At 69.1% G+C, this 12,298-nt stretch carries 12 protein-coding genes, 1 other RNA gene and 2 pseudogenes; 9 read left to right on the top strand and 6 right to left on the bottom strand.

Features of this window, described 5'->3' with window-relative positions; all coding sequences use genetic code 11:
* The 3 genes and pseudogenes from QAA18_RS11215 to pgi form a co-directional block, all read left to right on the top strand.
* Positions 1-527 (top strand): annotated as a pseudogene (locus QAA18_RS11215) (glucose-6-phosphate dehydrogenase); the annotation flags it as partial.
* Between the two features lie 25 nt (positions 528-552).
* On the top strand, positions 553-1,635 hold the full coding sequence (gene tal / locus QAA18_RS11210; RefSeq protein ID WP_279413042.1) for a transaldolase: 1,083 nt from the start codon (positions 553-555) through the stop codon (positions 1,633-1,635).
* 7 nt (positions 1,636-1,642) lie between these two features.
* Complete coding sequence (pgi, locus tag QAA18_RS11205) at positions 1,643-3,229, top strand: glucose-6-phosphate isomerase (RefSeq protein ID WP_279413041.1); 1,587 nt, start codon at positions 1,643-1,645, stop codon at positions 3,227-3,229.
* A gap of 10 nt (positions 3,230-3,239) precedes the next feature.
* Here the strand turns inward: pgi and gnd are convergent, their stop codons facing one another.
* Entirely contained in the window at positions 3,240-4,145 is a 906-nt protein-coding gene (gene gnd / locus QAA18_RS11200; RefSeq protein WP_279413039.1) for a phosphogluconate dehydrogenase (NAD(+)-dependent, decarboxylating), read from the bottom strand.
* Between the two features lie 71 nt (positions 4,146-4,216).
* On the opposite strand from gnd, the gene QAA18_RS11195 reads away from it, so the two are divergent.
* Positions 4,217-4,666 carry a DUF3293 domain-containing protein gene (locus QAA18_RS11195; protein ID WP_279413037.1) on the top strand — a complete coding sequence of 150 codons (450 nt, stop codon included), beginning with the start codon at positions 4,217-4,219 and terminating at the stop codon, positions 4,664-4,666.
* Here QAA18_RS11195 and QAA18_RS11190 read toward each other — a convergent pair.
* Positions 4,644-6,299, bottom strand: coding sequence for a Na+/H+ antiporter (locus tag QAA18_RS11190; protein ID WP_279413036.1), 1,656 nt, complete (start codon positions 6,297-6,299; stop codon positions 4,644-4,646). The two genes, QAA18_RS11195 and QAA18_RS11190, sit on opposite strands and share 23 nt — an antisense overlap.
* Before the next feature lie 142 nt (positions 6,300-6,441).
* On the opposite strand from QAA18_RS11190, the gene QAA18_RS11185 reads away from it, so the two are divergent.
* Positions 6,442-7,053 (top strand): redoxin domain-containing protein, encoded by a 612-nt coding sequence (locus QAA18_RS11185; protein WP_279413035.1) that lies wholly within the window; start codon positions 6,442-6,444, stop codon positions 7,051-7,053.
* Here QAA18_RS11185 and ssrA read toward each other — a convergent pair.
* Positions 7,032-7,386: a transfer-messenger RNA gene (gene ssrA / locus QAA18_RS11180) on the bottom strand. The two genes, QAA18_RS11185 and ssrA, sit on opposite strands and share 22 nt — an antisense overlap.
* A 124-nt stretch (positions 7,387-7,510) precedes the next feature.
* Between ssrA and QAA18_RS11175 the strand changes: the two genes are divergently transcribed.
* A complete protein-coding gene (locus QAA18_RS11175) occupies positions 7,511-9,679 on the top strand; it encodes a CHASE domain-containing protein (RefSeq protein ID WP_279413033.1) in 2,169 nt (722 codons plus the stop codon).
* On the opposite strand, the gene smpB is transcribed toward QAA18_RS11175, so the two are convergent.
* Positions 9,680-10,174 carry an SsrA-binding protein SmpB gene (gene smpB, locus QAA18_RS11170; protein ID WP_279413032.1) on the bottom strand — a complete coding sequence of 165 codons (495 nt, stop codon included), beginning with the start codon at positions 10,172-10,174 and terminating at the stop codon, positions 9,680-9,682. It abuts the gene before it with no gap.
* Positions 10,175-10,198: 24 nt separating this feature from the next.
* Between smpB and QAA18_RS11165 the strand changes: the two genes are divergently transcribed.
* Positions 10,199-10,633: a type II toxin-antitoxin system RatA family toxin gene (locus QAA18_RS11165; RefSeq protein ID WP_279413030.1), complete on the top strand. Its 435-nt coding sequence runs from the start codon at positions 10,199-10,201 to the stop codon at positions 10,631-10,633.
* Positions 10,630-10,887, top strand: a complete 258-nt coding sequence (locus QAA18_RS11160; protein ID WP_279413029.1) for an RnfH family protein — start codon at positions 10,630-10,632, stop codon at positions 10,885-10,887. Before QAA18_RS11165 ends, QAA18_RS11160 begins: the two co-directional genes overlap by 4 nt.
* Here QAA18_RS11160 and bamE read toward each other — a convergent pair.
* The gene (gene bamE, locus QAA18_RS11155; RefSeq protein WP_279413028.1) at positions 10,884-11,270 is read right to left on the bottom strand and encodes an outer membrane protein assembly factor BamE; all 387 of its coding nucleotides are present in this window, start codon (positions 11,268-11,270) and stop codon (positions 10,884-10,886) included. The two genes, QAA18_RS11160 and bamE, sit on opposite strands and share 4 nt — an antisense overlap.
* A gap of 83 nt (positions 11,271-11,353) precedes the next feature.
* Here bamE and fur point away from each other — a divergent pair, with 83 nt between their 5' ends.
* Positions 11,354-11,755 carry a ferric iron uptake transcriptional regulator gene (fur, locus tag QAA18_RS11150; protein ID WP_279413027.1) on the top strand — a complete coding sequence of 134 codons (402 nt, stop codon included), beginning with the start codon at positions 11,354-11,356 and terminating at the stop codon, positions 11,753-11,755.
* Here fur and QAA18_RS11145 read toward each other — a convergent pair.
* A pseudogene (locus tag QAA18_RS11145) lies at positions 11,752-12,298 on the bottom strand (DNA repair protein RecN); the annotation flags it as partial. The gene fur and the pseudogene QAA18_RS11145 sit on opposite strands and share 4 nt — an antisense overlap.

Here is a 12,298-nt window from a genome sequence, read left to right as displayed (position 1 = left end):
GCCTGGAGATCGATACCTGGCGTTGGGCCGGCGTGCCGTTCTACATCCGTGCAGGCAAGCGCATGCCGATCACCGCCACCGAAGTGACCGTCGACCTGAAGGCGCCGCCGCTGGCGATCTTCCGCGAGGACCGCAATGGCGCGGGGGTCGAAGGCGAAAAGCGCCGGCATGCCAACTACTTCCGTTTCCGCCTCGGCCCGGAAGTGGTGATCGCCACCGGCGCCCGGGTCAAGCGCGCAGGCGAGGCCATGCGCGGCGAGGACGTGGAACTGGTCGCGCGCCACCAGCCGCTCGGTGCCGCGCCGCCGTACGAGCGCCTGCTGGGCGATGCGCTCCGCGGCGACGCCGGCCTGTTCACCCGCGACGAGGCGGTGGAGGAAGCCTGGCGGGTCGTGGACCCGGTGCTGGACCTGCCTGCGCCAGTGGAGATGTACGACTCCGGCAGCTGGGGCCCGGGCGCGGCGCGGCGCATGGTGGCCGGCGAGAGCTGGCACGATCCGCGCGCGGAAGGCAGCGCGCCATGCTGAGGCATCGGACATACTGGGAGGCATGATGAATGCGAACCTCAAGGCGCTGCGCGCCGTCGGCCAGAGCCTCTGGCTGGACAACATCACCCGGCGGATGCTCGACGACGGCACCCTGGAACGCTGGATCGGCGAGTACGGCCTGACCGGGCTGACGTCGAACCCAACCATCTTCGACGAGGCCATCGGCGGCGGCGAGGACTACGACGCGGGCATCCGTGGGCATCACCATGCAGGCCTTTCCGGCGAAGCGCTGTTCATCGAACTGGCGCTGGAGGACCTGCGCCGCGCCGCGCGCCTGTTCGAGTCCGCGTTCGAGGCCAGCGACGGCGTGGACGGCTGGGTGTCGATGGAGCTGTCGCCGCTGATCGCCGACGACACCGCCGCCAGCGTCGATGCCGCCAAACGGATCCATGCGCAGGCTGCATGCCGCAACCTGTTCGTGAAGATCCCGGGCACGCCGGCCGGCGTGCCCGCGATCGAGGAGTCGATCTTCGAAGGCGTGCCGATCAACGTGACCCTGTTGTTCTCGATGCCGCAATACGCGGCCGCGGCCGACGCCTACATGCGCGGCATCGAGCGCCGCCTCGAGGCCGGGCGCGACCCGGTAGTGGCGTCGGTGGCCTCGGTCTTCGTCAGCCGCTGGGACAAGGCCATTGCCGACACCGCACCGCAGGCGCTGCGCAACGGACTGGGCATCGCCGTGGGCATGCGCTGCTACCAGGCGTATCGCGACATCCTGGATTCGGATCGCTGGCGCCGGCTGGAAGCGGCCGGTGCGCGGCCGCAACGGCTGCTCTGGGCCAGCACCAGCACCAAGGATCCGTCGGCACCGGACACGCTGTACCTCGAGGCGCTGGCTGCGCCCGACACCATCAACACCGTGCCGCCCAAGACCCTGGCGGCATTCGCCGACCATGGGCGCGTCGGCGCGCCCATGGCGGCCGACGGGGGCGATGCCGGCGCGTGCCTGCAGCGCTATGCAGATGCCGGCATCGATGTCGATGGGCTGGCAACGCGACTGCAGGAGGAGGGCGCCGCATCGTTCGTGAAGTCGTGGCGCCAGCTGTTGCAGCGGATCGAGGCCAAGACCGCGGCGCTGGGAGGCTGAGCGGCGCATGGGTGCATGGAGTGCATTGCAGGCGCATGCGAAGGACACGGCACGGCTGACCCTGCGTGAGCGTTTCGCCGGCGATCCGGCCCGGGGCGAACGCCTGGCTGCAGAAGGGGCCGGCTGGTACCTGGATTATTCGAAGCAGCGCGTCGGCGACGACACCTTGCGCCTGCTGCTTGCCCTGGCCGGGGAACGCGGCGTGGCCGCGCGCATCGAAGCCATGTTCGGCGGTGCCCACGTCAATGTCACCGAAGACCGGCCGGCGTTGCACGTGGCCCTGCGCGCGCCGTTCGGCACCCGCATCGAGGTCGACGGCCGCGATGTCGTCCCGGACGTGCATGCAGTGCTCGAGCGCATGGGCCGCTTCTGCGAGCGCGTACGCGACGGCCGCTGGACCGGTGCCGGCGGTGGGCGCATCCGACACGTGGTCAACATCGGCATCGGCGGTTCGGACCTTGGCCCGGCCATGGCCTATATCGCCTTGCGCCGCCATGCGACCCGCGAGCTCGGCGTGCGCTTCGTCGCCAACGTCGATCCGGCGTCGCTGCAGAAGGCGCTGCACGGGCTGGACCCGGCCGAAACACTGTTCATCGTCTGCTCCAAGTCGTTCACCACCCGCGAGACGCTGGTCAACGCGCGCGCCGCGCGCGAGTGGTGCACGGCGGCACTGGGCGAGGACGCCGTGGCGCGCCATTTCGTCGCGGTCTCGACCAACGAGCAGGGCGTGCGCGACTTCGGCATCGACCCGGACAACATGTTCGGGTTCTGGGACTGGGTCGGCGGCCGCTATTCCATGGACTCGGCGGTCGGCCTGTCGACCATGCTCGCGATCGGGCCGAACGGCTTCCGCGAGATGCTCGACGGCTTCCACGCCATGGACGTGCATTTCCGCGACACGCCGTTCGAGCGCAACCTGCCGGTGCTGATGGCATTGCTGTCGGTGTGGAACAACAACTTCCTCGGCGCGGCCACCCAGGCTGTGATTTCGTATTCGCAGGACCTGCAGCGGTTTCCCGCCTACCTGCAGCAATTGGCGATGGAGAGCAACGGAAAGCGCGTGACCGTCGACGGCGGGCCCGTCGCGGGACATACCGCGCCGGTGTACTGGGGCTCGACCGGCACCAACGGGCAGCATTCCTTTTTCCAGGCGCTGCACCAGGGTACGCGCCTGGTGCCCTGCGATTTCATCGGGTTCTGCCGGCCCGGTGGCGATTCGCCGGACGTTGCCCGCCGCCACGACCTGCTGATGGCCAACCTGTTCGCCCAGGGCGAGGCGCTGGCGTTCGGCACGCCCGCGGACCTGCCACCGCACCGCCAGTGTCCGGGCAACGCGCCAAGCAGCACGCTGCTGGCGGAAACCCTGACGCCGTACAGCCTGGGCGCCCTGGTCGCGCTGTACGAGCACAGCGTGTTCGTGCAGGGCACGATCTGGAACATCGACAGCTTCGACCAGTGGGGCGTCGAGCTGGGCAAGCAGCTGGCAGCGACCACCGAATCGGAGCTGCTCGCCGACGCCGAGCCGGCGCTGGCGCACGACAGCTCGACCAACGCGCTGATCCGGCGCTACCGGCGCGAGCGCGGCAAGCCCTGAGCCTTTTTGATCAGGCCTTCTTGATCGCGTGCCCGCCGAACTCGTTGCGCATGGCGGCGAGCAGCTTGTCGGCGTAGGAATCGTCGTCGCGCGAACGCAGCCGCGAGATCAGCGACAACGCGATCACCGGCGCCGGCACGTCGAGGTCGATCGCCTCCTGCAGCGTCCAGCGCCCTTCGCCGGAGTCGGCCACCCACGGCGAGATGCCGTCCATGCCAGGGTTCTTGCGCAAGGCGTCGGCGGTCAGGTCCAGCAACCAGGAACGGACCACGCTGCCGTGGCGCCAGATCTCCGCGACCTGGTGCAGGTCGAGCGCGAACTCCTGCTTGTGCTGCAGGATCGAGAAACCCTCGGCATAGGCCTGCATCAGGCCGTACTCGATGCCGTTATGGACCATCTTGGTGAAGTGGCCGGAGCCGACGGGCCCCACGTGGCCCCAGCCGCGGTCCGCGGCGGGGGCCAGGGCCTCGAACAGCGGCCGTAGGCGATCCACCGTCGCCTTGTCCCCGCCGACCATCAGGCTGTAGCCCTCGGCCAGGCCCCACACGCCGCCGCTGGTGCCGCAGTCGACGTAGCCGATCCGCTTGCCGGCCAGGGCCTCCGCGCGGCGCAGCGTGTCCCTGTAGTTGGAGTTGCCACCGTCGATGACGACGTCGCCCGGCGCCAGCAGCCCGGCCAGCGCTTCCACCGTCTGGTCGGTGATCTTCCCGGCCGGCACCATCATCCACAGCACCCGCGGCGCGGGCAGGGCGGCGACCAGTTCCTGCAATGATGCGGCCGAACCGCCGCCATCGCCTTCCAGTGCCTTTCGCGCGTCCGCGTCCGGGTCGAAGCCGACGACCTTGTGCCCGCCGCGCAGCAGCCGCGCCGCCATGTTGCCGCCCATGCGGCCGAGGCCGATCATTCCCAGGTCCATGCTGTCTCCCGAGGTTCCAATGCAGCCATGATGCATTGTGCGGGATTATCGCGACGTGGATGATGAGCCGCATGCGTTCCCTGGACCCCGAAACCCTGGCCTCCTACCGCAGCGCCCGCTACGTGGTGCACACGGGCGCGGACGATCTCACCCTGGCGCTGGACGTGCCCAATCCCGGTTTGGGGGGGCTGATGCGTGTACACGGCGCCGCCAGCGCCTGCCTGGTCACCGCCTACAACCCGTACAGCCAGGAGCGCACGCCGGCGCAGAACGAAGCGGCGAACGCCGAGCTGCGCGCGTGGCTGGAGGAACGCGGGTGGCCGCTGCTGGAAGGCTACGGCAGCTGCGCGGAGGAGGGCGACTGGGACGCCGAGCGCAGTTTCCTCGCGTTCGGCCCCACTGCGGACGACGCGCGTGCGATGTGCGTCGCGTTCAACCAGAACGCGGTCGTTTACGCCGGCGCTGATTCAGTGCCGGTCCTGCTGTTCCACCCGGAGATCAATGCGCCGGCTGCTTGTTGAGCAGGCTGGCTTCCATCAGGTCGATCTCGCGCACCAGCTTCTGGTGGACGACGTCGTCGATGGCGAAGGCGCGGCGCAGTTTGTAGTACTCGTCGCGCTCGGCGTCCAGGGCGCCCAGGCGCAGGCGGCGCTCGGCTTCTGCCACCAGCTGCATGTCCTCGGCGGTTTCGCCGCTGTGGTCGCCGTAGTCCAGGTGGCGCTGGTAGACGTCGCGCAGCACCATCGCCGCCTCCGCGCGCGCGGCCACGATCCTGGGGTCCTCCAGCGGCTCGGCCAGCATGGCATCGATCCTGCGCAGCGCGGCCTCCGACGCCGCCACCCGCGCGTTCGCCTCGGTGTCCTTGCGCTCGGGTTCGGGCAGCACGTCGGTCAATCCCCGCGTGAGCACGGGCAGGCCGATGCTGGCGATCACCAGCGACAGCAGGATCACGCCCATGGCGAGGAAAATGGCCGCATCGCGGGCAGGGAACGGCGTGCCGTCGGGCATCAGCAGCGGCAGCGTCAGCACACCCGCCAGGGTGATCGCCCCGCGTACGCCGGCGGTAGCGATGATCGCGAGCAAGCGGTTCTGCGGCACCACCGCAGCTTCGCCGCGCAGCGACGCACTGAACACCGTGACCCGCACCGCGAGCCAGACCCAGGCAAAGCGCAGCGCGCCCAGCGCCAGGGTGATCACCACGACGTAGCCGAGCAGGTGCCACACGTCGTTGCCGTTGCCGCTGGCCGAGGCCGCCTCCGGCAAGCGCCGCAGCATGCGTGGCAACTGCTCGCCCAGCAGCACGAAGATGATGCCGTTGAGTGCTGTCTGCACGGTGTCCCAGACCGCATTGCGCTGCATCCGGGTCGAGGCCAGCGGCCGGCCCGACAGCTCGCCGTAGTGCATGGCGATGCCGGCGACCACCGCTGCGAGGATGCCGGACACGTGGATGTGCTCGGCGGCCAGGTAGGCCGCGAATGGAATCAGCAGGCTGACCAGGATCTGGATGCCGGTGTCTTCGCCTGCGCGCTGGATCAGCAGGTGGTTGAGCTTGCCGATGATCCAGGTCACCACCAGGCCCACCATCGCTCCGCCACCGGCCACCAGCACGAAGCTCAGCGAGGCATCGGCCAGTGAGAAGGTGCCCGTGAGCGCGGCGGTGACGGCGAAGGTGAAGCAGACCAGGCCAGTAGCGTCGTTGAGCAGGGATTCGCCTTCCAGGATGTGCATCAGCCGCGGCGGCAGGGGCGAGTTGTGGGTCATCGCGCCCACCGCGACCGGGTCGGTCGGCGACAGGATCGCCGCCAGCGCGAACGCCACCGCCAGCGGCATGGCCGGCACCAGCCACTCGATGAACCAGCCCATGCCGATCACGGTGAACACCACCAGGCCGATGGCCAGCGCCAGGATCGGTTTCCAGTCGCGGAAGAACGCGCCCTTCGGGATCCGCCAGCCGTCCAGGAACAGCAGCGGCGGAATGAACAGCAACAGGAACAGGCGCGGGTCGAAGTCCACGTCGAATCCAACCCACGACAGTCCCGCGCCGATCGCGATCTGCAGCAGCGGCAGGGGCACCTTCAGCGGCAACAGCCGCGCCAGGAAGCCGCTGAGCACCACGGCGAGCAGGAACAGCAGGACCATCGTGACTACGGGCATCCGGATCTCCAGCAGGAATGTCGTTTCCCGATTTTATGCCGACGGAGCCGGGCCCTTTGCACATGCCCGCATGGCAGGGCCTCCGCAGCTGGCCAGACTGCGCCCACCTCCTCGCACATCTCTTCACCACCGGGGGAATGCCATGAAGCTGTTCGCACCCGAATCCGCACCCGCACTGGGCCTGATGGACATCCACGGCCGGCCGATTGCCATCGGCGGCAACGGGCGCCGCACGCTGCTGTCGTTCTTTCGCGACGCGGCATGCCCGTTCTGCAACTTCCGCATCTACGAGCTCACCCACCACCACCAGAGCCTGGCCGCGCTTGGGCTGGATATCGTGGCGGTGTTCGGCTCGTCCCGCGAGGAGGTCCTGCGCTTCGTGGCCCAGCATCCGCGGCCGTTCCGCATCGCGGCCGACCCGGTGGGCGCATCGCACAAGCGCTACGGCATCGAGCGATCGTCCTGGCGCAAGCTCAAGGCGATCGTCACCCGCATCCCGACGCTGGTCCGGGGGCTGCGGATCGTGGGCCTGGCAGGGCTGAACACGAACAACCTGCTGCCCGCCGATTTCCTCATCGACGAGGACGGCCGCATCGTCGAGACCTGGTACGGCACCGATGCCGGCGACCGCATTCCGCTGGAGCGGGTCGAACTGTTCCTTGCCCGCGGGCTGATCAGGCGCGGCGTACCAAAGGAAAACGGGCCGCTTTCGCGACCCGTCGTCCATCACATTGGTGGAGGTGGCGGGAATTGAACCCGCGTCCGAAGGCACTCCATGCCCGGCACTACATGCTTAGCCCGTTGTTCGATCTCGGATCACGGCAACACAACGTGCGAAGCACACCGTGACCCACACCCGCTTTGGATTCGGAACCGGTTGACGGGTCGCCGCCGGGACCTATCCCTTGATGATGACCCTACATCCACGAGCAAGGGCACAAGTGGGTTCGGGGCTTACGCCTTAAGCGGCGAGAGCGTAGACGTCGTCGTTGGCGTCTGGATTTTTGCAGCTGGATTTACGAGGAAAGCTACCCCCTCGGCATGCGCCAGGCGATTTCGCAACCCCCGTCGAAGCCAGTGCACCCCCGGGAACGTCGATTTCGCTGACATTCCCAGTATAGGGGCAGGCCGGGAACCCGCAAGGCGGGCCGGAAAACCGTGCAGCCGCGATTCACGGGCCCCCGGCCCCGGCAACGGCTATGCTGGCGCCGATGCCGATCGACGCCCCGGCCAAATCCGACCGACAGCCGGTGCCCAGGAGCGCCACGGCCGGCTACGTCCTGGCAGGCGTCGTCCTGGCCGCCTCGTTGCTGCTGGTCTACCTGTACTGGCGCAGCGCGTACGAACGCGAGATGACGGCGGCGCAGGCGGCGTTCACGGCGCGTGCCGACGACACCGCCGGGCGCCTCGTGCGGCGCCTGGGCAACCATGAGCTGATCGCACGCGGCGGCGTTTCGCTCTCGGCGTCGGTGGCCCGCCCGAGCCGCCGCCAGTGGCAGAACTATGTCGAGGGCCTGGACCTGCGCGAGCGCTACCCGGACCTCACCGGCCTGGCCTTCCTGGTCTACTCGACCTCGCTGCAGCTGTCGGAGCTGCAGCGGATGCTGCGCGAAGGCGGGGAGGGCATGTTCAGCGTCTGGCCGCACGGCATCCGCGCCCACTACGGGCCGGTGCTGTACCTCGAGCCGAAGACGCGGGAGAACATGGCCGCCATCGGCTATGACATGTACGCCGATCCGGTGCGCCGCGCCGCCATGGACGCAGCGCGCGACAGCGGCCAGCCGGTGATGAGTCCGCCCGTGCGCCTGGTACAGGACATCGATGCGCAAGGCGCACCGCCCGGCGTGGTCCTGTTCCTGCCGGTGTACCGCTTCGGCGACCGGCCGGCGACCACCGAGGCCAGGCGCGAATCGCTGCAGGGCTGGGTGGAAACCTCGTTCCGCGTGCCGGACTTCGTCGACGCCACGCTGCGCGGCATGCCCGACCGGATCAGCCTGCGCATCATCGACGTGACCGATGGCGGACACGCCGTGCTGTATGCGGATCCCGCGCCGGACACCGCTGACCCGCCGGCATTCCACGCGACCAGCGACCTGAGGGCCTACGGCCGCGACTGGCGGCTGGAGTTCTCGTCGGCGCCGGGTTCGGTGGTCGCCGCGCGCATGGCCGGCCTGCGCAACACGCTGGTGATCGGCGTATTCGCCTCGCTACTGCTGTTCGCGATCGTGCTGGTCCTGGCGCGGACCCAGGCGCGCGCCGAGCGCCTGGCAGCGCGCATGACCGAATCGTTCCGGCGCAGCGAGCTGCGGTTCCGCAACGCGCTCGAGTATTCGGCGATCGGCACGGCCCTGCTCGACGCGCGCGGCCGCATCGCTGACGCGAACCCCGCGCTCGAGCAGGTGCTGCACAAGTCGCGCGAGCAGCTGCTGGGCAGCCGGCTGGATTCGCATTTCATCGACCATCGCGCCGCGGACGTGCCGGCGGACCAGGTCTACCGCAGCACCCGTTCGATGCTTGCCGACGATGGCAGCCTGCGCCAGCTGCAGCTCACCTACATGCCGATGCCTGGCGACGTCGACAGCGACATCGTGCGCCAGGTGCAGGTCGAGGACGTGACCGATCGCCTGCGCGCCGAGGCGCAGGTGCTGCAGCTCAATCGCACCCTGGAGGCGCGGGTGGAAGCTCGCACGCGCGAGCTGACCATCGCCAACCAGGACCTGGAGTCGTTCGCCTACAGCGTGTCGCACGACCTGCGCGCGCCGTTGCGCGCGATCGAGGGCTTCAGCCGGCTGCTCGACGAGCGCCAGGGCGATGCGCTGGGCGAGGAGGGCCGCGACCACCTGGCGCGAGTGCGCAACGCGGCCACGCGCATGGGCTCGCTGATCGAGTCGCTGCTGAAGATGGCGCGCCTGGGACGCAGCGGGATCAAGCCGGTGACGCTGGACCTGTCGAAGCTGGCGGCCGAAATCGTCGCCGAACTGCGCGGCAGCGAGCCGGACCGCGAGGTGGCCGTGTCGATCGAGTCCGGGCTGCAGGCCACCGGCGACGCGAACCTGGTACGCAACCTGATGGCCAACCTGCTCGGCAACGCCTGGAAATTCACCGCCGGGCGCGAGGATGCGCGCATCGAGTTCGGTCGCGACGCCCACGGCGCCTTCTTCGTGCGCGACAACGGTGCCGGCTTCCCGGCCGAGTACGCCGACAAGCTGTTCCGCCCGTTCCAGCGCCTGCACAGCCAGGAGCAGTTCGCCGGCGACGGTGTCGGCCTGGCGTCGGTGCGGCGCATCGTCGAACGCCATGGCGGCACCATCCGCGCCGACGGCGCGCTCGGCCTGGGTGCCACGTTCGCGTTCACCCTGCCGGAGAACCCGGAAGCCTGATCAGGCGTCCTTGTTGTGCCGGCGCAGGACGCGCTGCTTCTCGCGGTTCCAGTCGCGCTCCTTGCTCGCCTCGCGCTTGTCGTGCGACTGCTTGCCCTTGGCGAGCGCGAGTTCGGCCTTGACCTTGTTGCCCTTCCAGTACAGCGCGGTCGGCACCAGGGTGAAGCCGTCGCGCTGCACCCGGCCGATCAGGGTGTCGATCTCGCGCCGGTGCAGCAGCAATTTGCGGGTGCGGCGATCGTCGGCCACCACGTGGGTCGAGGCCGAGATCAGCGGCGTGATCTGCGCGCCGAACAGGAACAGCTCGCCATCGCGGACCACGGCGTAGGCTTCGGTGATGTTGGCGCGGCCGGCACGGATCGACTTCAGCTCCCAGCCCTGCAGCGCCAGGCCGGCCTCGAAGCGTTCCTCGAGGTGGTATTCGTGGCGCGCGCGCTTGTTCAGGGCAATGGTGCCGCCGCCGTTTGCCTTATCCTTGCCTGACTTCTTGCCCATCGCGCCATTGTCCCTGAAATCCCCATGCCGATCATCCAGCGCAGCGCACTCGTCGAACATTCGGCAGCCCGCATGTTCGAGCTGGTCAACGACGTGGAGGCCTATCCGCGAAGGTTCACGTGGTGCAGGCAGGCCAAGGTGCTGGAGCAGGGGCCCGACCGGGTGGTGGCCAGGCTCGACCTGGGGCTCGGGGCCCTGAGCACCTGGTTCACCACGGAGAACGTCCTCACCCCGCCGCAGCGCATCGACATGGCGCTGCGCGACGGGCCTTTCAAGCACCTGCACGGCCGCTGGCAGTTCCACGCGCTGGACGAATCGGCATGCAAGGTCAGCCTGACGCTGGACTTCGAGCCGTCCAGCAGGCTGCTCGGGCCGGCCATGGCGCTGGGCTTCCAGGCGCTGGCCGATCGCATGGTCGACGATTTCGTGCGCGTGGCCGACGGCAGCCCGGCGAAATGATCATCGAGGTCGTGCGCGCATGGCCGCGGCGGTCCAGTGCGGTGACGCTGGACCTGCCCGAAGGCGCGACCGTGGCCGAGGCGATCGCCGCATGCGGTCTTCCACTGGACGGCATCACCGGCCAGGCCGTGTTCGGCGAGCGGGTCGCAGCCACGCAGGTGCTGCGCCATGGCGACCGGGTCGAGCTGCTGGCGCCGCTGCTGGCGGATCCGAAGGAAGCGCGCCGGCGCCGGGCCGTGGCGCCGAAGCGCTAGCGCTTCTTCTTGTCGTCCTTGGGCAGGTTGCCGAAGCGGCCCATGCGCTGGGCCAGTTCCTGGTCCTGCTCCTGGAAGTAATCGCCTTCCCAGCGGGTAACGGCGTCGTTCTCGAACCAGACGGTCAGGTTCTTCACGTGCACGGTACCCACGCGGTCGGTACGCTGCGTGGCGGTGTAGTCCCAGCGATCGTGATGGAAGGGATCGGCGATCGACGGCGTGCCCAGGAGCACCTGGACCTGCTGCCTGGACATCCCGACCTGCAACTGGTCCACCGCCGCCTTGTCGAGCAGGTTGCCTTGGTAGATCGGCTGCTTGTACAGGATGCCGCAGCCGGCGACGGTGCAGGCGATGGCGGCGGCGAGCAGGAAGGAAAGGCGCATGCAGGTTGGCGTGGGGTGCTGGTTGTGGAGTGCAGCTTCTGGCCGATAATACACCGAAGCCCGACCACGCAGCCGGAGCCGTCATGGAATCGCAGGAACTACGCAAGGCAGGATTGAAGGTAACCCACCCGCGGATGCGGATACTGGCCCTGCTCGAGCAGCTCAAGCCCCGGCACATGACTGCCGAGGACATCTACCGGCACCTGCTGGACCAGGGCGACGAGATCGGCCTGGCGACCGTCTACCGGGTGCTCACCCAGTTCGAGGCGGCCGGCCTCGTGCTCAAGCACAACTTCGAGGGCGGCCACGCGGTGTACGAGCTCGATCGCGGCGAGCACCACGACCACATGGTCGACGTCGAGACCGGCAAGGTGATCGAGTTCCACAGCGAAGAGATCGAGCAGCTGCAGCACAAGATCGCCGCGGCGCACGGCTACAAGATCGAGGACCACGCCCTGGTCCTGTACGTGAGCAAGAAGCGCTAGCCCGCCACGTCCCTGAGCAGGCGGCGCGCGGCGGCGCGCGCTTCCTTGCCGACTTCCACGCCGCCGAGCATGCGCGCAAGTTCGGCCTCGCGCGCCGCATCGTCCAGGACCCGCACCGCGCTCTGGGTCATTCCCGACTGCTCGGCCTTGCTGACCCGGTAGTGGGCATGGCCCTGGGCGGCGACCTGGGGCAGGTGGGTCACGCACAACACCTGGCGGCTGGCGCCCAGTGCGCGCAACTTCTCGCCCACGATCTGGGCCACGGCGCCGCCGATGCCCGAGTCGACCTCGTCGAAGACCATGCTCGGGATCGCGTCCAGGCCCAGTGCGGCAACCTCGATCGCCAGCGAGATGCGCGAAAGCTCGCCGCCCGAGGCGACCTTGCGCAGCGGCCGCGGCGGCTGGCCGGCATTGGCCGCGACCAGGAACTCGGCGCGCTCGGTGCCGTTCGGATCGGGACGCTCGCCGTTGTCCACCGGCTCCAGCGCGACCTCGAAGCGGCCGCCGCCCATGCCCAGTTCCGACAGCAGCGCGGTGGTCGAC

The organism is Luteimonas sp. 8-5 (assembly GCF_029763755.1).
Taxonomy (GTDB): Bacteria; Pseudomonadota; Gammaproteobacteria; order Xanthomonadales; family Xanthomonadaceae; genus Cognatiluteimonas.
Note: the sequence above shows the minus strand (reverse complement) of the source record. Positions and strands in the feature narration are given on the sequence as shown.

What these genes read in the sequence shown, in the direction of transcription:
- tal (WP_279413042.1), top strand. Translation starts at nt 553, where the DNA reads ATGAATGCGAACCTCAAGGCGCTGCGCGCCGTCGGCCAGAGCCTCTGG.
- pgi (WP_279413041.1), top strand. Translation starts at nt 1,643, where the DNA reads ATGGGTGCATGGAGTGCATTGCAGGCGCATGCGAAGGACACGGCACGG.
- gnd (WP_279413039.1), bottom strand. Translation starts at nt 4,145, where the DNA reads ATGGACCTGGGAATGATCGGCCTCGGCCGCATGGGCGGCAACATGGCG.
- QAA18_RS11195 (WP_279413037.1), top strand. Translation starts at nt 4,217, where the DNA reads ATGCGTTCCCTGGACCCCGAAACCCTGGCCTCCTACCGCAGCGCCCGC.
- QAA18_RS11190 (WP_279413036.1), bottom strand. Translation starts at nt 6,299, where the DNA reads ATGCCCGTAGTCACGATGGTCCTGCTGTTCCTGCTCGCCGTGGTGCTC.
- QAA18_RS11185 (WP_279413035.1), top strand. Translation starts at nt 6,442, where the DNA reads ATGAAGCTGTTCGCACCCGAATCCGCACCCGCACTGGGCCTGATGGAC.
- QAA18_RS11175 (WP_279413033.1), top strand. Translation starts at nt 7,511, where the DNA reads ATGCCGATCGACGCCCCGGCCAAATCCGACCGACAGCCGGTGCCCAGG.
- smpB (WP_279413032.1), bottom strand. Translation starts at nt 10,174, where the DNA reads ATGGGCAAGAAGTCAGGCAAGGATAAGGCAAACGGCGGCGGCACCATT.
- QAA18_RS11165 (WP_279413030.1), top strand. Translation starts at nt 10,199, where the DNA reads ATGCCGATCATCCAGCGCAGCGCACTCGTCGAACATTCGGCAGCCCGC.
- QAA18_RS11160 (WP_279413029.1), top strand. Translation starts at nt 10,630, where the DNA reads ATGATCATCGAGGTCGTGCGCGCATGGCCGCGGCGGTCCAGTGCGGTG.
- bamE (WP_279413028.1), bottom strand. Translation starts at nt 11,270, where the DNA reads ATGCGCCTTTCCTTCCTGCTCGCCGCCGCCATCGCCTGCACCGTCGCC.
- fur (WP_279413027.1), top strand. Translation starts at nt 11,354, where the DNA reads ATGGAATCGCAGGAACTACGCAAGGCAGGATTGAAGGTAACCCACCCG.